We start from the raw sequence: 19,167 nt of genomic DNA on the forward strand, positions 1-19,167 counted from the left end.
AATCTCTTCCTTACGAATCCAGCGGATCGCCCTTCCCGGCGTCGCGCGCGCGCAGATAATCCTCCGTCGTCATGACAGGAGGACGTGGTTGCGGCGCCGCATGCGGGTCAAAGCTCTCGTTGACCACGGCTTCGACGCGGCAGTCCGCGCACATCTTGATGACGTCGAGACGCCTTGCATTGGCGCCCTGGAACATCCAGTGCTTCTCGCCGAGTTTTGCAAGTACGCGGTCGATCGAGCTCTTGGTGCCGAACGGCTTGTTGCAAGCGATGCAATGGAACGGCTCTTCTTCCTTCAGCACGGTGAGCGGCGCGTTCCACGCCCCAAAATCGAGCCGCGGCTCCAGCGTGATGACATCCTCGGGACAGGTGGACTGGCACAGCCCGCATTGCACGCAGAGGCTTTCGGTGAAGCGCAGCATGGCGCGATCGGGATTGTCCGAGAGCGCATGTGTCGGGCACGCGGTGACGCAGGCATGGCAGAGCGTGCAGCCCTCGACGTTCAAATTCACGCCGCCGAACGGCGCGCCCGGCTGCAGCGGCACGACATCAACCGGCGCGGGGGCGGCGAGATGCAGTTCGCGAAACGTGGTTTCGAGCACGCCGCGCTTGGCGCCGCGCGGCACGAAGCCCGCCGGCTTTGGCGTGGCGACGCCGGCCGGCTGCGCATCCAGCATGACGCGCAACTGGTCGGGATCGTCGGTTTCGAGGATCCGCACCAGCCCGGCGCCAAAACCGAGCGCCGAGACGATGGTGTCCGACATCTCCACCGCGCGCCGCAGCCCGGCAATGTCGTGCTTCGGTTTGGCGCGCGTCAGCATGACGGCGCCGCTGCCGCCATAGGCGAAGACCGCGGCGATATTTTCCGGTCCGAGCTGGGTCACCTCGTTGACGCGGACGGGAAGCACATTCGCCGGCAGGCCTGCACCGAAGCGCGCCAGCGCGTCGATGATATCTTCGCCATGCTCGCCGTCGTGGAACAGCACGATGGCGTCGCCGCCGCCGGCCTTGTGATAGCTCTGCAGCAGCGTGCGCAACCGCCGCATCAGCGCATCCGCGCTGGGCAGCGAATAGGACGCCGCGCCGGTCGGGCATACCGAGGCGCAGGAGCCGCAGCCGGCGCAGACATTGGCGTCGATCGCGACCGCATTGCCGTCAGGCGTGATCGCGCCGGTCGGACAGAGATCGAGACAGCGGGTGCATCCGGTGATGCCGGAGCGCGAATGGGCGCACAGTGAGGCTTCGAACTGAACGAAGCGCGGCTTGTCGAAAGTGCCGACCATGCCGCCGGCTTCCGCGATGGCGCGTTCGACCGCGGCGCGGTCGCGCGGATCGGCGCGCAGATAGCCCGGACGCAATTCATGCGCGGGGAACAACGGCGCGCCGCCGGAGAGGTCGAGGATCAGGTCGCAGGTCGAGGTGGCGCCATTGCGCGAAGACCCGAACACCAGTCTTGCGCGCGACGAAGGCTGCGGCAGCGCATAGTCGTCGATCGCAAGCTCGAAGGCACCGAGATGGCCTTTGGCGTTGCGGATGGTGCCCTTGAGCACCGGAAACTCGTTGCTGCGGCGCGGGATCACGTCGCCGGGTTTGCTCAGCAGCACCGTGATGTCGAGCCGGTCGGCGAGACGCTGCGCGGCCTCGATCGCGACCTCGTCGCGGCCATAGACCAGCGCGACGCCGCTGCTCTCCAGCGTCACCAGCGAGATCGGCGGCATGTCCTCTTGCGCCGCCGCGATCAGCGCCGCGGCTTTGGGTCCGGCGGCGGCGGCATCCTTCGACCAGCCGCCGGTTTCGCGGATGTTGACGAAGGTGAGCTCAGCCTGCGGCGAATTCTCTGCGACTTCGCGAAACAGCGGGGCTTCCTGGGTGCAGGCCACGGTAATCGGCGCGCCGTCGGCCAGCGCCGCCTTGAAGCGATCGAGCTCGAGGCCACAGAGCTGGTTGGCCTGCGTGATGGTGCCGCCGCAGCCGCGACCGATTGCCGCCGCATCGAGCGGCATGGTCTTCTCGCAACTGCAGATCAGGAGATGAGACGGCACCGCACCCATATACAAATGTCCTGAACCGGCGCGCAGCGCGCACGGTTGCTTCGTTGTCCGGTTCCGCGGTACCTGCTGGATCGAAAGTCCGCAAGGCCTCACGCTCGCGTTACGAGCCGGAGGGGGATAGCATAGACCGGCGGATTGCAAAGCGATTAAGGATGAGCCCTTCGATGACGTCGCGCCTCGCGGACGTGGAACAGACACTCGATCTGCCCCCGGGCTATACTTTGGTCGCGTTGCGCGAGCTTGGCGACGCGTTCGCCCATGGCTGCGCAATCGCGGCCGACACAGGCGCGGGAACACTGGTCTGGGTGCGGCGCTACGACCTGGTCGAATTCGCCGTGGTGCTCGAACCCGACGAGGCGCTGGTCTCGGCGCGCCGGGCGTTCTTTGCCGGCATGAATGCGCTGGGCGACGCGATCTCGTCGCATTGCCCGCCAGAGCGGGAGATCGGTTTCGACTGGCCCGACGCCGTCAGGTTCGATGGCGGACTGCTGGGCGGTGCCCGGCTCGGCTGGCCGACAGATTGCGCCGAGGATGAAGTTCCGGCGTGGCTGGTGTTCGGCGTCATCCTGCGCGCCGCCGATATGGCCCATATCGAGGAGGTGCAGGCCGCCTCCGGCGTAGCGCTGTTGAGCGAGGGTTTCGAGATGGTCGACACCAACGCGATCATCGAAAGCTTTGCGCGGCACCTGATGACCGCGTTCGACCGCTGGAAAGAACGCGGATTCGAGGCGATCGCCCGGGACTATCTGTCGCGGCTCGCGCTGGCCAAGGCCGGCGAGATCAGGGGCATCGACGTCAATGGCGATCTGCTGGTGCGAACCGCCGCCGGAAAGGGACCGCCGGAACGGACCAGCCTCTTGGCGGCGCTGGCGCGGGCGGACTGGTATGACCGCCAGGCGCGCGGCCCAAAGCTCGGATGAGGCGGCGATGCTGAAACTGCCGCGCACCATCCGGCTCGATCCGTCCGACACCTTCGTATTCGAGCGGGCGGCGGAGCCCGGCGAATGGGCGGTCTCCGGCGCGTTCGTGTTCTGGAACCAGGACCCCGCCGCGCTCGGCCCCAAGGCGCGCGTGGCGTTGCGCTCGGGCTTTCTCGGCGTCGACAGTCTTGGCTGGTCGACGCTGGCCATCGTCACCGAGGCGAGCGAAGCGGAACGCGAGACGGTGGTCGAGCGCCTCGCGGCACAATTGCTGGAAAAATTCGGCGCACCGGATCTTGCCGCGGCGCGGGGGGCCGCCGAGGAAGAGGTCGCGTTTGCGGCCTCGCTGTGCGATCACGCCCCGCAGACCCTGCTCGCGGTGCAGCGCAGCGTCGAGGACGGCGAGATCCGCGAGCGCTTTCGCACGCTGCGGCCGCGCGAGACCGCGGGCCACGCCGATTCCTTGCACGCCCATGCCAGCGCCTTTACCTTTCACGAGGTCGAGGGTGACGAAGAGCCGGAAGAAAAGGTCGATCTGATGGGCTTGATCGGAACTGACCGCATGACCAGGGATCGCACATGAGAGAGTTCTGGGTCGCCTCCGGCCATCACCTCACCCGCCGTGGCGATCATGGCGGGCTGATCGCGACGCCCGAACTGATCATGGCCTATCTGGCGCGGCCCGAATTGATGCCGCCGGCCGACGCCTGCCCGGCCGAGCTGCGGCTGCATGCGCACCTGCTGGCCGATCCGCTGCGCCCGGTTGCTGCGGCTGATATCGCCGCGCTGGCTGACGCCGACGCGCGGGAAAACTGGACCTTCATGGTGAATTTCCGCGACCGGCTGGTGGCGGCGCCGTCGCTGGAGGCGGTGTATGTCGCGCTGGCCCGCAAGGGCGCCGGCGACATGCCGCCGATCTTCCTGTCGCAGCTCTGCCACCTGATCCTGCGCAACGCGCTGGAGGGCTGCGACGATCCCTACATGCTGCGCGCCGCCGAATTGTTCTTCCGCAGCCAGCTCGCCACCGTGCACGACGGCACGCTGCTGTTGGCCGACGCGGAGGTGATCGAGGCGCAGCAGCACGCGCAGGCCGACATCCATTCCTCACCGCTGACCGCGATGCTGGCTCCATCCAAGGCGTTCGGCGAGATGGACGTGATGGACGACGACAACGCCTGGACCTACTGGTCGCGTTCCGATGCCCACGCGATGGTGATGAACATCGGCGGCAATCCGAAGGCGCGCGCCGGACTCGCCCGGGTGATCGAACGCTGGATCGCCCACCTGCTCGGCGTTGCCGTCAAGGTCGAGACCGTGGCCTCGATCGAGGACCGCGACTGGCGCTGGTTCATCGGCCTCGACAGCGAGGGCACGAAGATCGGCAACGCCCTGTGGAACGGGGCTGAACTGGAAGGCAATGCCGCCGAGCGCATCATCGCGCTGATGCGCCTGACCATCGAGGATACAAGGCTGGTCGACGAGCGCGTCGGCACCAGGCCGGTCTATCTCATTCTGGCCTGCGGCGCCGACAGGGTGGTGCGGCTGAAGCCGCAGAATCTGGTCGCGGGATTGCCGCTCGCGACGACCGCGAACGTGGCATGATCGGCTGGAGAATGGAGGATCTGGCATGGCGTTGACCGAGACCTCCCGCCAGGTCGGCGTGGTGCTGCGCCGCCGCGCCATCGACAATCCCTGGATCGACCATATGTGGTCGCCGGCGATGATCCTCGACGAAGTGCCCGACACGGCGCCGTGGACCGTGCTGTCCAGCGACGCCGATGCGACGATCTACTATGCGGGCGCGGCCAGCATCGACCTGTTCAGTTCGGATACCGCCAATTACCGCGACAACCTCGCCGACGGCGAGCCACGGATCTGGATCGCGCTGCGGCGCCAGGACGGCGGGCCAGAGCTCGAACTGACCAAGGTCACCGCCGACCCGACCGAAGGCGAAGCGATCTTCGAGAGCGGTTGCGACGTGATCGGCACCGTGCCGATGCCGCCGGAGATCGCGGCGTGGATCGCGGCCTTTGTCGACCAGTTCCACGTCGAGCGCGCGTTCCACAAGCGCAAGCGCGATCGCAAGAGCGGCGAACGCGGCGGCATGCGGGATGATCCGTCGGATCAGGGAACGGGGCGCTCATGAGCGGTCCGGACCAGGACGACGACAAGGGCTTTCTGGCGCGGTGGTCGCAGCGCAAGCAGGAGGCAAAGCAGCCGGAACCCACGCCGGATGCGCCAGCACCTGCGGCCGAAATCCCGCCCGCACCGGTGGCCGAAGCCGAGGCCGCGGAAGAATTCGACCTCTCCAGCCTGCCGAAGCTGGAGGAGATGACGGGCGCGACCGATATCACCGGCTTCCTGCAGAAGGGCGTCCCCGAACATCTGCGCAATGCGGCGCTGCGAAAATCCTGGGCGCTGGATCCGGCGATCCGCAATTACGTCAACCCCGCGCTCGAATACGCCTATGACTGGAACACGCCCGGGGGCGTGCCGGGCACCAGCGAGATCAGCGCCGGCATGGATGTCGCGCGGATGGTGTTGCAGATCATGGGCGACGGACCGGCGGCCGAACCTGTCACCTCTGCCGCCAAGTCAGAAAAAGCACCCGGCGATCCCGAACCAACGCTGGAAAATGTCGCCGCGCCTGCCCCCGAACCGGGATTGCCTGGCGAAGCGCTGAGGCTGAGTGACGACGCAGCTATTTCGTCGGCCCAGAATGTGAGCGTCGAAACTCATCCGTCAGAGGAAGCTCCTGCTGCACCGCAACAGCCGGTGCGACGCCATGGCTCGGCAAAACCGACTGTTTAGACAAAAGTTTTTGCAGACATAGGCTCTGCCTATGTTACAGATTTCACACTGGAATAATTCCAGTTCTAAATTGTATGCCCGATTAAGAGGCACACGGGGGATAAGGCGGTCCAGCATGCGTGAGGCCGGACTGGAACAAGCCATCAAGGCAGCAGGCGGCGTCGCATCTCTCGCGCGGGGGATCGGCATTGCGCAGCCTTCGGTTTCGGCATGGTCGCGGATTCCTGCCGAACGGGTCCTCGCGGTCGAAGCGCTGACACGGGTGCAACGAACCGTTCTTCGCCCCGATCTCTACGGACCATCCGAGGATCAGGTGACATCGAAACCCGAAATCGACGAGATCGATCAGCTGCGCGCCGCGGAATACGGCCTGTTGTCGCTGCTGCTCGGCAAGGCGCCCGACGCGGAGACGCTCAAGCGCGTCGCCACGCTGAAGGGCGACGCCTCCGACCTCGGCATCGCGCATATCGAACTCTCGGTGGCGGCGGCGGCAACGGATGATCGCACCGTCAGCAAGGAATTCTTCGACCTGTTCATCGGGCTCGGCCGCGGCGAACTGCTGCCCTATGCCTCCTATTACCTGACCGGTTTTCTGCACGAGCGCCCGCTGGCGCGGGTGCGCGAGGATTTCGATCGGCTCGGGATCGAGCGCGCCGGCCCGTCGCGGGAGCCGGAAGATCACGTCGCGATCCTGCTTGAGGTGATGTCGGGCCTCGCGCGCGGCGACTTCGAGGCCGACTTCAGCGAACAGCAGCGATTCTTCGAGCGTCATCTCAAGCCGTGGGCGGCGCGGATGTTCGCCGATCTCGAGATGTCGCAGTCGGCCAAATTCTACCGGACCGTCGGGCGCGTCGGCCGCATCTACATGGAACTGGAATCCGAGGCCTTCACGCTGTCCTGACAGCAGAAGGCAAGCGAAAGGGGAGATTGCAATGCGCAAGCCATCCGACAGCACGGCGCCATCAGGCGAAGGCAAGACGGCCGCAGTCGTGGACCGTCGCCGTTTCTTCATGATGGGCGGATCGGCGGTCGCGGCCGCAGCGGTGGTGCCGCTGGCGGGCAGCGAGGCCATCGCCGACGAGTCGCAGTCCGAGCGGGTCAAGGCCCGCTACAAGGAATCCGATCACGTCAAGAATTACTATCGCGTCAACCGCTACTGATGGGATCACGCACATGTTGATGAAGCGAAGAGATGGATCCGCAGGCAACGCGCGTTTGCAGGGTATCGCCGCCGGCCTCGCCTCTGGTGTGCTCGACCGCCGCACCTTCCTGCGCCGGTCCGGCCTCGCCGCCGGAGCAGGCGCCGCCCTTGGCCTGATGCCGCTCGGCTCGGTGCGCAAGGCAGAGGCCGGTCCGCAAATCGTCGGCGCGCCGACCGAAATCAAGAAGAACATCTGCACCCATTGCTCGGTCGGCTGCACCGTGATTGCCGAAGTGCAGAACGGCGTCTGGGTCGGCCAGGAGCCGGCCTGGGACTCACCGATCAATCGCGGCTCGCATTGCGCCAAGGGTGCCGCGGTGCGCGAGCTCGTGCATGGCGACCGCCGCCTGAAATGGCCGATGAAGCTGGTCAACGGCGAGTGGCAGAAAATCTCCTGGGACGTCGCCATCAACGAGATCGGCGACAAGATGATGGAGATCCGCGCCAAATCCGGCGCCGATTCCGTCTATCTGCTCGGCTCGGCGAAATTCTCCAATGAAGGCGCCTACCTGTTCCGCAAGTTCGCGGCATTCTGGGGCACCAACTCGATCGATCACCAGGCCCGCATCTGCCACTCCACCACCGTCGCCGGCGTCGCCAATACCTGGGGCTACGGCGCGATGACCAACTCCTACAACGACATCCGGAACTCGAAGACCATCGTCTTCATGGGTTCGAATGCCGCCGAAGCGCATCCGGTGTCGCTGCAGCACATCCTCACCGGCAAGGAGATCAACCGCGCCAACGTGTTCGTGCTCGACCCGCGCTTCACCCGCACCGCGGCCCACGCCACCGATTATGTGCGCTTCCGTTCCGGCACCGACATCGCGGTGATCTGGGGCATGCTGCACCACATCTTCAACAACGGCTGGGAAGACAAGCAGTTCATCGCCCAGCGCGTCTACGGCATGGACCAGATCCGCGCCGAAGTCGCCAAGTGGACGCCGGAAGAAGTCGAGAAGGTGACCGGCATCCCCGGCGAACAGCTGAAGAAGGTCGCCGAGACCTTCGCCAAGCAGCGGCCCTCGACCTTCATCTGGTGCATGGGCGGCACCCAGCACACCGTCGGCACCGCCAACGTCCGCGCCTATTGCGACCTGCTGCTGGCGACCGGCAATGTCGGTACCTTCGGCGGCGGCGCCAACATCTTCCGCGGCCACTGCAACGTGCAGGGCGCCACCGACCTCGGTCTCGATATCGTGACGCTGCCGCTCTATTACGGCCTGGTCGAAGGCGCCTGGAAGCACTGGGCCCGGGTCTGGGAAGTCGAATACGACTATCTGCAGGCGCGCTTCGACGAAGTGCCGGCGAAATCGGGCCGCCCGGCCCGCACCCGCAAGCAGAACATGGAAGCCCCGGGCATCCCGTCGACCCGCTGGTTCGATGCGACGCTCGCCAATCCCGACGATGTCGATCAGCGCGACAGCCTGAAGGGCATGTTCATCATGGGCCATGGCGGCAATACCGTGCCGCGCATGACCGAAATGGTGAAGGGTATCGAGAAGCTCGAATTGCTCGTGGTCGCCGATCCGCATCCGACCACCTTCGCGGCGATCTCGAACCGCAAGAACGGCACCTATCTGCTGCCGGCCTGCACCCAGTTCGAGACCTCGGGCTCGCGCACGGCCTCCAACCGTTCGCTGCAGTGGGGCGAGCAGGTCGTCAAGCCGATCTTCGAATCGAAGGACGACTACGAGATCATCTACCGGATTTCGGAAAAGCTCGGTTTTGCCGACCGCATGTTCAAGAACATCAAGGTGGAGAACAAGCGCCCGGTGCCCGAGGATCTGCTGCGGGAAATCAACCGCGGCGGCTTCTCGACCGGCTATTCCGGCCAGTCGCCGGAGCGGCTGAAGGCCCACATGAAGAACCAGGACAAGTTCGACCTGGTGACCCTGCGCGCCAAGGCCGACGTGCCTGAGGTCGGCGGCGACTATTACGGCCTGCCCTGGCCGTGCTGGGGCACGCCGGCGATCAAGCATCCGGGAACCCATACGCTCTACAACACCAACCTGCACGCCAAGGACGGCGGCGGCACCTTCCGCGCACGCTTCGGCGTCGTCTACGAAGAGAAGCAGCCGGACGGTTCGGTGAAGAACGTCAATCTGCTGGCGGAAGGTTCCTACAGCAAGGGTTCGGAACTGACCGACGGTTATCCCGAATTCACCTATGGCGTGCTCAAGAAGCTCGGCTGGGACAAGGATCTCACCGAGGCCGAACTCGCCACCATCAACAAGATCGGCGGCAACAATCCCGACGGCGTCGGCTGGGCGGTCGACCTGTCGGGCGGCATCATTCGCGTCACGCTGGAGCATGGCGTGATGGCCTATGGCAACGGCAAGGCCCGCGCGGTGGCGTGGAACCTGCCCGATCCCGTGCCGGTTCACCGCGAGCCGATCTACACCGCGCGCCCCGAACTGGTCGCCAAATATCCGACCCGGCCCGACGGCCGCCAGTTCCGCATGGCCAATCTCGGCTTCTCGATTCAGAAGGCGGCGGTGGACAAGGGGCTTGCCAAGCAATTTCCGATCATCCTGACCTCGGGACGTCTCGTGGAATACGAAGGCGGCGGCGAGGAAACCCGGTCGAACAAATGGCTGGCCGAGTTGCAGCAGGACATGTTCGTCGAGGTCAATACGGCAGATGCCGCCGAGCGCGGCATCAAGGACGGCGGCTGGGTCTGGGTGCTCGGTCCGGAAAACGGCTCGAAGGCGCGGGTCAAGGCGCTGGTCACCGACCGGGTCGGCAAGGGCGTGGCGTTCATGCCGTTCCACTTCTCCGGCTGGTTCCAGGGTGTCGACCAGCGCGGCAACTATCCGAAGGGCTCGGATCCGATCGTGCTCGGCGAAAGCGTGAACACGATCACCAGCTACGGCTACGATCCGGTCACCGCCATGCACGAGGGCAAGGTGACACTGTGCCAGATTCAATCGGCGTGAGGGGAGAATAGATCATGGCTCGCGTCAAATTCCTGTGTGATGCCGACCGTTGCATCGAGTGCAACGCCTGCGTGACCGCCTGCAAGAACGAACATGAAGTGCCGTGGGGCATCAATCGCCGCCGCGTCGTCACCATCAATGACGGCAAGCCCGGCGAACGCTCGGTGTCGATGGCCTGCATGCATTGCACCGACGCGCCCTGCGCCGCGGTCTGTCCGGTGTCGTGCTTCTACACCACAGCCGACGGCGTGGTGCTGCACTCCAAGGACCTCTGCATCGGCTGCGGCTACTGCTTCTACGCCTGCCCGTTCGGCGCGCCGCAATATCCGAAGGTCGGAAACTTCGGCTCGCGCGGCAAGATGGACAAGTGCACCTATTGCGCCGGCGGACCGGAGGCGGACAACACGCCGGCCGAATATGCCAAGTACGGCCAGAACCGTCTGGCCGAGGGCAAGCTGCCGATTTGCGCCGAGATGTGCTCGACCAAATCGCTGCTCGCGGGCGACGGCGCGATCATCGCCGAAATCTACAAGGAGCGCGTGATGAAGCGCGGTTACGGATCGGGCATGTGGGGCTGGAAAACCGCCTACAGCGATTCGCCGACCGGCTGATGCAATTTGGGCGCCGCCCCGGTTGCGGCGGCGCTCGCGTAACCAAGCACCGATCTCAAGACACCGAAAGGGCGTTGTGCAAATGCCAGGCTCACTTTCAACTCTCAAGGTCCTATGCGCCGCATTGGCGCTGCTTTTCGTGGTCGCCCAACCGGCCGCGGCGCAACTTTCCTTCAAGCCCACGGCCGAAGCGGTGCAGGAAGACAAGCTCCTGAACGCGCTGAAGGAGGGCGACAAGATCAGCGGCCGGGTCAGCATTCCGGACGCGATGTCCGCCAGCCTGATCCAGCCGGCCGGCCGCGACTGGCGCGACTTCCACCGCAGCAAGCTGCCGATCATCGGCGGCATCGCGATTGTCGGAATGTTCGCGGCGCTTTTGATTTTCCTGATGGTGCGCGGCAAGATTCGCATCCATCGCGGTTTCGCGGGAACCACGATCCTGCGTTTCGCCTCGTTCGAGCGCTTCACCCACTGGCTGACGGCAAGCTGCTTCATCATTCTGGCACTGTCGGGCCTGAACATCAGTTTCGGCCGCAGCCTGATTTTGCCGCTGTTCGGCGCCGAAGGTTTTGCGACCATGTCGGCCTACGCCAAATGGGCCCACAATTATCTGGCGTTCCCGTTCATGCTCGGCCTCGTGATCATGTTCCTGATCTGGATCAAGGATAACATCCCGGGCAAGGTCGATCTGGAGTGGTTCAAGCAGGGCGGCGGCGTCCTGTTCAAAGACAAGCATCCGCCGGCCAGGCGCTTCAACGCCGGGCAGAAGGGCATCTTCTGGATCGTGATCATCGGCGGCGCGCTGATGTCGGTGTCCGGCTGGTTCCTGCTGTTCCCCTACCTTCCGGCCAATGTGACGACGCTGCAGTTCTGGACCGTGATCCACGCCGTGATCGCGATGCTCTTCATCGCCGCCATGATGGCGCACATCTATATCGGATCGATCGGGATGGAGGGCGCGTTCGATGCGATGGGAACCGGCGAGGTCGATCTCAACTGGGCCAAGGAGCATCACTCGCTCTGGGTCGAGGAAGAGCAGGCCAAGGGACAGGCGCCATCGGGAACCACCCCGCGAGCCATGCCGGCTGAATAGTTCAGCCGGTCCAATTCAGAATTCTTGGGGTAGTGTCATGAAAGTCTTTCTTGCGGCCCTGGTGTTTGCGGCGGTCGTCGCCGTCGGCACCGCGATATTTCTCGGCGGCATCCAGCAGCCGGTTTCTTCTGCTTTCTCCACCAGCGGCGCCAGGGTCGGCGACCCCGGCAACAACCTGATGGTGCCGGGCTGATTGCGTCGTTGAGTTCACCAGCCGTTTCCGCTGCCTGGCCGGTCGAAATCCGGCTGACCAGGGATCGCCGGTCGCTGCAGGTCAGCTTCGACGACGGCAAGGCGTTCGACCTCTCCGCCGAATTGCTCCGCGTCACCAGCCCGTCGGCCGAAGTGCAGGGTCATTCCGAAGCGGAACGCAAGACCGTTGGCGGCAAGCGCAACGTGACCATCCTCTCCGTCGATCCCGTCGGCAATTACGCGGTCCGGCTCGGGTTCGACGACATGCACGCCACCGGCATCTATTCTTGGGCGTTTCTGCGCGATCTCGGCATCAACGCCGAGCGCCGGTTCCAGGACTATCTCGACGATCTCGGCGCCAAGGGCCTCGATCGTGACAAGCCGGGCATGCGATGACGCGCAGCCCGGGCATGCGATTACGGGAACCTGAAGAGCGGCCCCTTGACGACGGCACGAACCGACGAAACGATCGCCGTCAATGTCAAATCCCGGCCGCAAAACCCGCTTCACATCGCTGACCTGTGCCACCCTTCTGGTCATTCTGCCCCTGACGGTGAGCCCTGCCTCGGCGCAGTTGCGCGGCCATGGCGGGCCGGTGCGGGCGCTGGCGATTTCGCCGGACGGGCAAACCGCGCTGACCGGCAGTTTTGATTCGACCGCGATCCGCTGGTCGCTGGCGCGCAATGCCGCCGAACAGGTGCTGCGTTTCCATGCCGACGCCGTCAACGCGGTGGTGCTGCTGCGGGATGGACGCGCGGCGACCGCGGGCGCCGACGGGCGCATCGCGATCTGGACGGCCGGCAAGGCCGAGCCCGATGCGGTGCTGGAAGGCCATGAGGCGCCGATCGCGGCGCTCGCGGTTTCCCCCGACGGCGCGACGCTGGCCTCGGCGTCATGGGATCGAACCGTCAGGCTGTGGCCGCTGGCGGGCGGTCCGGCGCGCGCGCTCGAAGGCCATACCCAGAACGTCAACGGCGTGGCGTTCTCACCCGACGGCCGCACGCTGGTCAGCGTCAGCTACGATCTGACCGTGCGGATCTGGCCGCTGTCGGGTCCGTCCGCCGCGACCGTGGTGACGATACCGAGCCCGCTCAATGCGGTTGCGATCGGCGGCGACGGCGAGATCGCGGCCGGCGGCGCCGACGGCAGGATCTATTTTCTCACCGGCAATGGCACACGCTCCGGCGAGGCCGCCGCCGGGCCACGGCCGGTGATCTCGCTTGCGATTTCGCCTGACGGTGCATGGTTGGCCGCCGCCGGGATCGGCGGCTCGGTGGCCGTGATCGATCGCAGGACGCGCGATCTGGCGCGCACGCTGGTCGGCCCCGGGCTGCCGGTGTGGTCGGTCGCATTCATGCCGGACAGCCGCACGCTGCTGACCGGCGGCGCCGACAGCATCATCCGGCGCTGGAACGCGGTGACCGGAGAGCCCGTCGATTCGCTGCTGGTGGAAGCGGCGGCAGATCCGCTGGCCCCCTATGCCGGCGACCGCGGCGCGGAAATCTATCGCGCCTGCGTCGCCTGCCACACCCTCAGGCCCGATCAGGCCAACCGGGCGGGACCGACACTATCAGGCATTTTCGGCCGCCGCATCGCCACCGCGCCGGGCTATCATTTTTCCGAAGCCCTCAAGCGCCTCGACATCGTCTGGACGCCGGAGACGGTTTCCAGATTGTTCGAGGTCGGCCCCATGGCCTACACGCCCGGCACCAAGATGCCCGAGCAGCGCATCGGCTCGGAAGCCGACCGCGCCGCGCTGGTGAAATTCCTGGAGCGCGCGACGAAGGAGAGATGACGGCGGCAGCCCTTACCCTCCCCTGGAGGGGGAGGGTCGGCGCGTAGCGCCGGGGTGGGGTGACAGTCTCTCGTTTCGAACAGGTGCGCGAGTTGAGAGATCACCCCACCCCGTCTCGCATTTCGCTACGCTCATGCGACCCGACCCTCCCCCTCCAGGGGAGGGTAAGTGGAGCGAGCCGCGAGCAAGCGCTATAGCTGAGAAATTATTTCCCCGTCTCGAACGAACACTGCGCGCCGCCGCCGGCTTTCTGGCGGATTTCCTTCGCATCGATGCTGCAATTGAGCTTGGAGAAGCTTGCGATGTTCGATCCGGCCGCGCCTTCGGCGACGACGCCGGCGGTCGCGGATGTGGCATAGAGTTCGTTGGCCTCGCGGCCCTTGATCGTCTTTTTGCTGACCTTGAAGGTCAGCTCGCAGGAGCGCGCCGCGATATCGACATTGCTGGTCCGGCACACCACGGTGTCAACGGTGACGGAAAACTTGGCCTTGGTGGCAATCAGGAAAACACTGGCACCCCCGAACAGCCGCGCCATCGTCCTCTTGTCGTAAGCAGGCAGATGCGGCGAGTGTTGAGCCACCACCGCGGCCAGCGCCAGCGCCGTGGGTCCGGTGATGGTGACGGGAGCCGCCGATGCGTTCGACGCCGCGGCGCAGAACAGGAGGAATGCGGGCGCCGCCAGCTTCCGCGTCAGTGAATACTTCATGTTTGCCTTCTCTCACGAACCGTCCGCGATGCGCGCCGATATCGGCACTATATACGCCGCGATCCGACCGGGCGACAGGTTCAACAAGTCACGCTTTGGGGAACGCAGCCAGTAGCTGCGTCTCGCTGCGGGAGAGGCCTGGAAACGCCGACCGCTCCCCGTGTTTGCCCGCATCCTATGTCGACGCCGCCCCGACCAGCACATCGATCGCGCCCTTCACGATCGCTTCGAGCTGCTTGCGCGGCATCCGCGCCCGGGCGCGGATCGCGATGGTGTGGACGGTTGCGGAGGCAAGCTGCGCGAGGACTTGCGGATCGGGCGTCGATGCCAGCTCGCCCTTCTCCCGGGCGTGGCTGAAGCAGGCCGCGAACGCCTTGTCGAGTTCGGCAAACCCTTCCAGCACCATGGCGCGGATCTCGGGATCGGCCACCGCTTCCGACGCCGCCGTCATCACCGTGAAGCAGCCGCGTGGCCCGGCGTCGCCGGAAAGATAGATGTCGAGCGCCACCGCGAAGATGCGCTCCAGCCGTTTGCGGATCGGCAACTCGTCCTTGAAGATGTCGATCATCGCGGCGCGGGCGTCGGCGCGGTAGCGCTGGTAGCTCTTGATGTAGAGCTCGCGCTTGTCGCCGAACGCGCCATAGAGGCTTGGCCGGTTCATGCCGGTGGCGGCAGAGAGATCGTCGAGCGAGGTGGCGGCGAAACCATCCTTGCGGAACAGGTCGAGCGCCTTGCCGAGCGCGATCTCGGGCTCATAAGCGCGCGGCCGGCCGCGGCGCTTCGGGGCAGCCACCTCCGACGAAGCGGATTTGGCCGAAGCGGTCGGCTTCCGAGTTTTTTGTACCATCTCGCAAATAATTCCTTGACCCGGTTTATATTATGCGGAACAGTATAAAAATCAACCCGGTCCGAAAACATGGACCGAACGCCAAGGAGGCATCCATGGACCTGTATTTCTCGCCGCTCGCCTGCTCGCTGGCGACCCGCATCGCGCTGTATGAAGCCGGCGCCGCGGCCAACTATCTCGAGGTCGATCCGAAGACCAAAATCATCCAGAACGACGGCTCCGATTTCAGGGCGGTCAACCCGCTCGGGCTGGTACCGACGCTGCGCACCGACGACGGGGTGATCCTGACCGAGAACGCGGCGATCCTGCAATATGTCGCCGATCGCTTTCCGCAGGCCGGCATCGCCTCCGGGCCCGGCATCGACCGCAGCCTGCTGCATCAATGGCTCTGTTTCATCGGCACCGAACTGCACAAGGGATTGTTCGTGCCGATGCTCGACAAGACGGCGCCGCCGGAAGTGAAGAGCTACACGCTGGGCAAGGGCCTGTCGCGGCTCGACTATCTCGATGGCTACCTTGCGGGCCGCGAATTCCTGCTCGATCATTTCAGCGTCGCCGACGCCTACCTCGTCACCATCATCAACTGGACCATGGCGACGCCGCCGATCGAGCTGGCGAAATGGCCCAACGTGAAGACGTATTACGAAAGACTGCGCGCGCGGCCGAGCATCGCCAAGGCCGTCGCCGAGGAGTTCACGCTGTACCAGGCCGAACTCGCGCGGCACAAGGCGGCGGCGTAGGGAAGACCTCGTGTCCCGGACGCGGTGCAGCGCCCCTTGGCGGTGCACCGCAGAGCCGGGACCCAGCTTGTTTCTAACAAGATGGACCCCGGATCAGCAGCGCAACATTGCATGTTGCGCCGCGTCCGGGGAACGCCACAGGTGCACGCGGGCGTCAGTCCGGCTTCGCCAGCAGCCGCGTCGTCATTTCCGCCATCGCCTGTCCGAACACCCTGGAATCATCCAGCGCCCGCGCCAGCACCAGCGCGCCCTGAATGGTGACCAGCGCATCCGCCGATCGCCGCCGCGCCACGCTTGCGCTCAGGCCGGAACGCCGCAGCACCAGCGCCAGCGCATCGTTCCAGCGCCTGAAATAATCCTGCACCTGCTCCGCAAAAATATCCCGCGACGCCCCGAGCGCGATGACGCCGACCAGGCACATGCGATGACCGGATTGAAAATAGCTGTCGACCGCCCCGACCATGGCGGCAACGGCGCGGGCGGGATCGTCGGAAGTGCGCAGCGGCGCGAAAATATTGGCCTCGAACCAGCTATCGATCCCGGCCAGCACCTCGGCGGCCATCTGGGCTTTGCCGCCCGGAAAGAAATGATAGAGGCTGCCCTTGCCGAGGCCGGTGGCCTGGCTGATCAGCGCCAGCGTGGCGCCTTCATAGCCGTGCGAGCGAAACACCTCCGCCAGCCGCGGCAACAGATCGGCGCGGTCGACGACAGGTTTTACCATTGGCCGCGTCAGAACGGACTCTCGCTCAATCCCGCGATGTCGGCCGGGCGCGGTCCCGGGGCTGCCCAGCGAAAGCGCCGGTCGCTTTCCGCAACCGGGAGGTCGTTGATGCTGGCCTCGCGCCGGCGCATCAGGCCGGCTTCGTCGAACTCCCATTGCTCGTTGCCGTAGGAGCGGTGCCACTGCCCGGCAGCGTCGTGCCATTCATACTGGAAGCGTACCGCGATGCGGTTCTGATCGAACGCCCAGAGGTCCTTGATCAGGCGATACTCTTGCTCCTTTGCCCATTTGCGGGTCAGGAAAGCCACGATCGCCGGCCGACCGTGAAAGAATTCGGCGCGATTGCGCCACACGCTGTCCTCGGTATAGGCCAGCGCCACGCGCTCGGGGTCGCGCGAATTCCAGGCATCCTCGGCCATGCGGGCCTTCTGGACGGCGGTCTGACGCGTGAACGGCGGCAATGGCGGGCGCGACATCAGGGCATCTCCGGCTTTTGAACGTCGCCCGAGATTGTACCGATCGGTACAGCAAGTCAAGTTTTGAAGTCAAGATTGGAGATCAGCCCTCGATCAGATCGGCCTTCATCAGGGTGCGCAGCGATTTCGGGATCGGTCGTGCCCGCCCCTCGCTGATGAAAGCGACGCGCACCTCGGCCTTGACCAGCACGGCCTCGCCGCACCGCACCTCCTGCGCCAGCGTGATCGAGGCGCCCTTCACCTGGAGCGGCCAGGTCACGACATCGAGCACGTCATCCATGCGCGCGGGCTTCAGGTAATCGATGTGCATCGAGCGCACCACGAAGGCAAAACCCGGCGTCTCCGCCTGCGCTTCCGCATACAGCGCGTGCTGCTCGGCGCCCATCAGCCGCAGATGATTGGTCCGGCCGCGTTCCATGAAGCGCAGATAACTGGCGTGATAGACGATGCCGGAAAAATCGGTGTCCTCGTAATAGACCCGGATCTGCATGTGATGGCGGCCGTCGCGGATCGCGCCGTCGAGGGCTGAGGTCATCGAAATATCTTTCATGTCGATCAATTGGTCGTCAGCATTATTTTGGACGGCCCCGACGACGCGGCGGAGCCTTTGCTTGGGGGTCGGTCCCGCCTAACCGGGCCAACCTTCGCCCAGCCTCTAGAGAGATTAGTTGCTTGAGTGCCTCCTCAACCAGTGCAGCCGTCGGCTGCAGCCCCGTTAAAGACTTTGCCGTCTCAATCAACTTATCGTCCAAGGTGAGCGTGACGCGCACAAAGAACTCCTGAAATGGATCCGCGCAAATAGAATAATGGAAACTAGCAACGCCAGGGCGTTTCGGCAAACTATGAAACGGCCGCTGCCGCCCCGCCCAGCGTCACCAGCACGATTTCCGGCGGGACGCCGATGCGGAACGGCATGATGCTGCAGCCGAGGCCGCCGGAGACGACGACGTCGCAGTTCATGCGGATGTGGCCATAGGCCAGCTTCTTTCCGGACACCGCCACCGGCGTCCAGCCCAACATGCGCACCTGGCCGCCATGGGTGTGTCCCGAGAGCTGCAGGGCGACCCTTGCCGGCACCCGTGCGGCGACATCCGGCTCGTGCGCCAGAAGAATGAGCGGCGCATCGTCGGTTACTTTCGCCAGCGTCGCACCGAGATCGTCGACGCCGATGCGCCGGACCGGACGGAACCGGCGCGCCGCCATATAGGCCAGTTGATCGCCGAGGCCCGCGAGCCAGAACGGCCGGCCGGCCTTGGCCAATCGCACCACATCGTTTTCGTAGACCGGGATGCCGGATGCCTCGAGCGCCCGGCGCGCGATCGTGGTCCCCTGCCCCTCGCGCTGCACCGTCTTGTCTTCCCAGTAATCATGGTTGCCGAGCACCGCATGCACGCCGAGCGGGGCACGCAGCCCGCCAAGCACCCGTGCCCATTCGCTGCAGGGAATGAAGCGTGTGACCTTGCGATGCCCGGCGACGTAGTCGCCCAGCAGCACGGTGACATCGGGGTTGAGGGAATTGGTGCGATCGACGATCGATTCAATACGCTGCAGCGACATCCAGGGATCGCAAGCGTGCAGGTCGGCGATGACGGCGATCCTGAGCTTGAAACCGGCCGGCCATCGCGGCGGCTGAATATTATAGCGCGTGACGCCAAGCCGCAGCGCGGGCTCGCCGAAGCCGTAGGCAACCGTGGAGATACCGGTGGCGCCGAGGCCGCCGGCCAAACGAAGGAAATGACGACGTGAAATCATGAGAGTTTTCCGTGATGCACCTCCATGCTGATGGCGCATTACAGCCGAATTCGGGTGGGTTCGTGCAGATTGTCAGCAGCGTCTCTTACCTCTCCCGCTTGCGGGGGAGGTCGACGCGCGCAGCGCGGCGGGTGGGGGAATTCTATCGACTCGCACCGGTGCATGCGGAGGCACCCCCACCCCGGCCCTCCCCCGCAAGCGAGAGCTTTGCACAATCGGGTCTGCGGGAATGGGGCCCGAAATCTGGCTTTTTTTGCGAACTCAGGTGGCGCGCGAGACGTGAAGAGTCCGGTTTTCGCGGCCGATCGGTGGC

General features: G+C 65.2%; 22 protein-coding genes. 14 read left to right on the plus strand and 8 right to left on the minus strand.

Annotated features, from left to right (window positions below; genetic code table 11):
- Window positions 1-10 precede the first annotated feature (10 nt).
- On the minus strand, window positions 11-2,050 hold the full coding sequence (locus Q7T45_RS09995) for a 4Fe-4S binding protein (RefSeq protein ID WP_304870239.1): 2,040 nt from the start codon (window positions 2,048-2,050) through the stop codon (window positions 11-13).
- A 164-nt stretch (window positions 2,051-2,214) separates the two neighbouring features.
- Between Q7T45_RS09995 and Q7T45_RS10000 the strand changes: the two genes are divergently transcribed.
- The 13 genes from Q7T45_RS10000 to Q7T45_RS10060 all read left to right on the plus strand — a co-directional run bounded on the left by Q7T45_RS10000 (window position 2,215) and on the right by Q7T45_RS10060 (window position 13,612).
- Window positions 2,215-2,970: a biotin/lipoate--protein ligase family protein gene (locus Q7T45_RS10000; RefSeq protein ID WP_304870241.1), complete on the plus strand. Its 756-nt coding sequence runs from the start codon at window positions 2,215-2,217 to the stop codon at window positions 2,968-2,970.
- 7 nt (window positions 2,971-2,977) lie between these two features.
- Window positions 2,978-3,553 carry a DUF6505 family protein gene (locus Q7T45_RS10005; protein ID WP_304870243.1) on the plus strand — a complete coding sequence of 192 codons (576 nt, stop codon included), beginning with the start codon at window positions 2,978-2,980 and terminating at the stop codon, window positions 3,551-3,553.
- On the plus strand, window positions 3,550-4,572 hold the full coding sequence (locus Q7T45_RS10010; RefSeq protein WP_304870245.1) for a DUF6352 family protein: 1,023 nt from the start codon (window positions 3,550-3,552) through the stop codon (window positions 4,570-4,572). Before Q7T45_RS10005 ends, Q7T45_RS10010 begins: the two co-directional genes overlap by 4 nt.
- A gap of 25 nt (window positions 4,573-4,597) precedes the next feature.
- Window positions 4,598-5,116 carry a DUF3305 domain-containing protein gene (locus tag Q7T45_RS10015; RefSeq protein WP_304870247.1) on the plus strand — a complete coding sequence of 173 codons (519 nt, stop codon included), beginning with the start codon at window positions 4,598-4,600 and terminating at the stop codon, window positions 5,114-5,116.
- Complete coding sequence (locus Q7T45_RS10020; RefSeq protein ID WP_304870249.1) at window positions 5,113-5,781, plus strand: DUF3306 domain-containing protein; 669 nt, start codon at window positions 5,113-5,115, stop codon at window positions 5,779-5,781. The genes Q7T45_RS10015 and Q7T45_RS10020 overlap by 4 nt, the downstream gene beginning before the upstream one ends.
- 115 nt (window positions 5,782-5,896) lie before the next feature.
- Window positions 5,897-6,682, plus strand: coding sequence for a molecular chaperone TorD family protein (locus Q7T45_RS10025; RefSeq protein ID WP_304870251.1), 786 nt, complete (start codon window positions 5,897-5,899; stop codon window positions 6,680-6,682).
- A 31-nt stretch (window positions 6,683-6,713) separates the two neighbouring features.
- The gene (locus Q7T45_RS10030; protein ID WP_304870253.1) at window positions 6,714-6,941 is read left to right on the plus strand and encodes a hypothetical protein; all 228 of its coding nucleotides are present in this window, start codon (window positions 6,714-6,716) and stop codon (window positions 6,939-6,941) included.
- 13 nt (window positions 6,942-6,954) lie between these two features.
- Window positions 6,955-9,921 (plus strand): formate dehydrogenase subunit alpha, encoded by a 2,967-nt coding sequence (locus Q7T45_RS10035; RefSeq protein ID WP_304870255.1) that lies wholly within the window; start codon window positions 6,955-6,957, stop codon window positions 9,919-9,921.
- A gap of 14 nt (window positions 9,922-9,935) precedes the next feature.
- Window positions 9,936-10,532: a formate dehydrogenase FDH3 subunit beta gene (gene fdh3B / locus Q7T45_RS10040; protein WP_304870257.1), complete on the plus strand. Its 597-nt coding sequence runs from the start codon at window positions 9,936-9,938 to the stop codon at window positions 10,530-10,532.
- 82 nt (window positions 10,533-10,614) lie between these two features.
- Complete coding sequence (locus Q7T45_RS10045; protein WP_304870259.1) at window positions 10,615-11,625, plus strand: formate dehydrogenase subunit gamma; 1,011 nt, start codon at window positions 10,615-10,617, stop codon at window positions 11,623-11,625.
- A 37-nt stretch (window positions 11,626-11,662) separates the two neighbouring features.
- Window positions 11,663-11,818: a hypothetical protein gene (locus Q7T45_RS10050; protein WP_304870260.1), complete on the plus strand. Its 156-nt coding sequence runs from the start codon at window positions 11,663-11,665 to the stop codon at window positions 11,816-11,818.
- A gap of 8 nt (window positions 11,819-11,826) precedes the next feature.
- A complete protein-coding gene (locus tag Q7T45_RS10055; RefSeq protein WP_304870262.1) occupies window positions 11,827-12,213 on the plus strand; it encodes a DUF971 domain-containing protein in 387 nt (128 codons plus the stop codon).
- A gap of 82 nt (window positions 12,214-12,295) precedes the next feature.
- A complete protein-coding gene (locus Q7T45_RS10060) occupies window positions 12,296-13,612 on the plus strand; it encodes a c-type cytochrome (protein ID WP_304870264.1) in 1,317 nt (438 codons plus the stop codon).
- Window positions 13,613-13,817: 205 nt separating this feature from the next.
- Here Q7T45_RS10060 and Q7T45_RS10065 read toward each other — a convergent pair whose 3' ends face one another.
- On the minus strand, window positions 13,818-14,318 hold the full coding sequence (locus tag Q7T45_RS10065; RefSeq protein ID WP_304870267.1) for a hypothetical protein: 501 nt from the start codon (window positions 14,316-14,318) through the stop codon (window positions 13,818-13,820).
- A gap of 175 nt (window positions 14,319-14,493) precedes the next feature.
- A complete protein-coding gene (locus tag Q7T45_RS10070; protein ID WP_304870269.1) occupies window positions 14,494-15,165 on the minus strand; it encodes a TetR/AcrR family transcriptional regulator in 672 nt (223 codons plus the stop codon).
- 95 nt (window positions 15,166-15,260) lie between these two features.
- Here Q7T45_RS10070 and Q7T45_RS10075 point away from each other — a divergent pair, with 95 nt between their 5' ends.
- Window positions 15,261-15,905: a glutathione binding-like protein gene (locus Q7T45_RS10075; RefSeq protein WP_304870271.1), complete on the plus strand. Its 645-nt coding sequence runs from the start codon at window positions 15,261-15,263 to the stop codon at window positions 15,903-15,905.
- A gap of 154 nt (window positions 15,906-16,059) precedes the next feature.
- Here Q7T45_RS10075 and Q7T45_RS10080 read toward each other — a convergent pair whose 3' ends face one another.
- The 5 genes from Q7T45_RS10080 to Q7T45_RS10100 form a co-directional block, all read right to left on the minus strand.
- The gene (locus tag Q7T45_RS10080) at window positions 16,060-16,626 is read right to left on the minus strand and encodes a TetR/AcrR family transcriptional regulator (protein WP_304870273.1); all 567 of its coding nucleotides are present in this window, start codon (window positions 16,624-16,626) and stop codon (window positions 16,060-16,062) included.
- A gap of 8 nt (window positions 16,627-16,634) precedes the next feature.
- The gene (locus Q7T45_RS10085) at window positions 16,635-17,102 is read right to left on the minus strand and encodes a nuclear transport factor 2 family protein (RefSeq protein ID WP_304870275.1); all 468 of its coding nucleotides are present in this window, start codon (window positions 17,100-17,102) and stop codon (window positions 16,635-16,637) included.
- 82 nt (window positions 17,103-17,184) lie between these two features.
- Window positions 17,185-17,637 carry a tol-pal system-associated acyl-CoA thioesterase gene (gene ybgC, locus Q7T45_RS10090; RefSeq protein WP_304870277.1) on the minus strand — a complete coding sequence of 151 codons (453 nt, stop codon included), beginning with the start codon at window positions 17,635-17,637 and terminating at the stop codon, window positions 17,185-17,187.
- A 37-nt stretch (window positions 17,638-17,674) separates the two neighbouring features.
- Window positions 17,675-17,872, minus strand: a complete 198-nt coding sequence (locus Q7T45_RS10095) for a type II toxin-antitoxin system VapB family antitoxin (RefSeq protein WP_304870279.1) — start codon at window positions 17,870-17,872, stop codon at window positions 17,675-17,677.
- A gap of 70 nt (window positions 17,873-17,942) precedes the next feature.
- Window positions 17,943-18,854, minus strand: coding sequence for a metallophosphoesterase (locus Q7T45_RS10100; RefSeq protein WP_304870281.1), 912 nt, complete (start codon window positions 18,852-18,854; stop codon window positions 17,943-17,945).
- Between the last annotated feature and the right edge of the window lie 313 nt (window positions 18,855-19,167).

The sequence above is a fragment of the Bradyrhizobium sp. genome, assembly GCF_030646015.1.
Taxonomy (GTDB): domain Bacteria; phylum Pseudomonadota; class Alphaproteobacteria; order Rhizobiales; family Xanthobacteraceae; genus Bradyrhizobium.

What these genes read in the sequence shown, in the direction of transcription:
- Q7T45_RS09995 (WP_304870239.1), bottom strand. Translation starts at nt 2,050, where the DNA reads ATGGGTGCGGTGCCGTCTCATCTCCTGATCTGCAGTTGCGAGAAGACC.
- Q7T45_RS10000 (WP_304870241.1), top strand. Translation starts at nt 2,215, where the DNA reads ATGACGTCGCGCCTCGCGGACGTGGAACAGACACTCGATCTGCCCCCG.
- Q7T45_RS10005 (WP_304870243.1), top strand. Translation starts at nt 2,978, where the DNA reads ATGCTGAAACTGCCGCGCACCATCCGGCTCGATCCGTCCGACACCTTC.
- Q7T45_RS10010 (WP_304870245.1), top strand. Translation starts at nt 3,550, where the DNA reads ATGAGAGAGTTCTGGGTCGCCTCCGGCCATCACCTCACCCGCCGTGGC.
- Q7T45_RS10015 (WP_304870247.1), top strand. Translation starts at nt 4,598, where the DNA reads ATGGCGTTGACCGAGACCTCCCGCCAGGTCGGCGTGGTGCTGCGCCGC.
- Q7T45_RS10020 (WP_304870249.1), top strand. Translation starts at nt 5,113, where the DNA reads ATGAGCGGTCCGGACCAGGACGACGACAAGGGCTTTCTGGCGCGGTGG.
- Q7T45_RS10025 (WP_304870251.1), top strand. Translation starts at nt 5,897, where the DNA reads ATGCGTGAGGCCGGACTGGAACAAGCCATCAAGGCAGCAGGCGGCGTC.
- Q7T45_RS10030 (WP_304870253.1), top strand. Translation starts at nt 6,714, where the DNA reads ATGCGCAAGCCATCCGACAGCACGGCGCCATCAGGCGAAGGCAAGACG.
- Q7T45_RS10035 (WP_304870255.1), top strand. Translation starts at nt 6,955, where the DNA reads ATGTTGATGAAGCGAAGAGATGGATCCGCAGGCAACGCGCGTTTGCAG.
- fdh3B (WP_304870257.1), top strand. Translation starts at nt 9,936, where the DNA reads ATGGCTCGCGTCAAATTCCTGTGTGATGCCGACCGTTGCATCGAGTGC.
- Q7T45_RS10045 (WP_304870259.1), top strand. Translation starts at nt 10,615, where the DNA reads ATGCCAGGCTCACTTTCAACTCTCAAGGTCCTATGCGCCGCATTGGCG.
- Q7T45_RS10050 (WP_304870260.1), top strand. Translation starts at nt 11,663, where the DNA reads ATGAAAGTCTTTCTTGCGGCCCTGGTGTTTGCGGCGGTCGTCGCCGTC.
- Q7T45_RS10060 (WP_304870264.1), top strand. Translation starts at nt 12,296, where the DNA reads ATGTCAAATCCCGGCCGCAAAACCCGCTTCACATCGCTGACCTGTGCC.
- Q7T45_RS10065 (WP_304870267.1), bottom strand. Translation starts at nt 14,318, where the DNA reads ATGAAGTATTCACTGACGCGGAAGCTGGCGGCGCCCGCATTCCTCCTG.
- Q7T45_RS10070 (WP_304870269.1), bottom strand. Translation starts at nt 15,165, where the DNA reads ATGGTACAAAAAACTCGGAAGCCGACCGCTTCGGCCAAATCCGCTTCG.
- Q7T45_RS10075 (WP_304870271.1), top strand. Translation starts at nt 15,261, where the DNA reads ATGGACCTGTATTTCTCGCCGCTCGCCTGCTCGCTGGCGACCCGCATC.
- Q7T45_RS10080 (WP_304870273.1), bottom strand. Translation starts at nt 16,626, where the DNA reads ATGGTAAAACCTGTCGTCGACCGCGCCGATCTGTTGCCGCGGCTGGCG.
- Q7T45_RS10085 (WP_304870275.1), bottom strand. Translation starts at nt 17,102, where the DNA reads ATGTCGCGCCCGCCATTGCCGCCGTTCACGCGTCAGACCGCCGTCCAG.
- ybgC (WP_304870277.1), bottom strand. Translation starts at nt 17,637, where the DNA reads ATGACCTCAGCCCTCGACGGCGCGATCCGCGACGGCCGCCATCACATG.
- Q7T45_RS10100 (WP_304870281.1), bottom strand. Translation starts at nt 18,854, where the DNA reads ATGATTTCACGTCGTCATTTCCTTCGTTTGGCCGGCGGCCTCGGCGCC.